The following is an 817-nucleotide window of genomic DNA, read 5'->3' on the forward strand; positions in this document are numbered from 1 at the left end:
ACCAATACTGCCCATATTTACGGTTTTAAAGTGAATAAATAAAAAACTAAGAGGTAAAATGAACTATCCCGACAATCTTGAAGGGATAGTAGTAAGAAGTACAACCTGCTTCAAATAGTCTTAAGTAACAAGTATCAAATCACATAAGTGTAAGTAAAATAAAACATCTTATATGCAAAAAAGATGGAAATTCGTTAAAGAGGAATGCTATGGCCTTACAAATGTTTACGCAACTCTTCGATAAGATTGATGATATAACAAATCAATATATCACGAACATTTCATCAAATGCGATCGCTACAATTGCTCCCATCATATCAGTTGTTCTGGCCATTTCTTTCATCATATATGGATGGCTCATTATGCGTGGTGTAGTAGAGCTGCCGTTTACAGAATTCATAAGCCGTTGTTTACGAGTGAGTGTTATTATTTCAATTGCATTCTCTATAGGATTATCTCAAGGAGAAATTAACAATTTTATCCAGGACATACCCAGCGAACTATCAAATGTATTGACAAAAAATTCAGTTAGAAATGAAAAGTTTTATGAACCGCTTAACAAAGCAGCAGTAGCAGGATTTCAACGAGCAAGCGAAGCCTTTGAGGAATCTGCTTTCTTGAATTCTGATGGCTTTCTTTATGGGCTCTTTGGCGTCCTTATTTTAATCGCTACAAGCAGCGTAGTGGCAATTGGTGGTGCATTTATTCTGTTGGCAAAAATTTCCCTTGCATTTCTATTTGCACTTGGACCTTTCTTTATTGTTGCTTTGCTTTGGCAAACAACACACCGCTTTTTTGAACGATGGGCAACACAATT

General features: G+C 35.7%; 1 protein-coding gene. It reads left to right on the forward strand.

Annotated elements, in window-relative coordinates; all coding sequences use genetic code 11:
* Positions 1-209: 209 nt before the first annotated feature.
* The coding region (locus tag V5N68_RS06110) for a TrbL/VirB6 family protein (RefSeq protein WP_332066287.1) at positions 210-817 on the forward strand (608 nt) is incomplete at its 3' end.

It is taken from the genome of Bartonella eidoli (assembly GCF_036576145.1).
In the GTDB taxonomy this organism is placed as follows: Bacteria; Pseudomonadota; Alphaproteobacteria; order Rhizobiales; family Rhizobiaceae; genus Bartonella.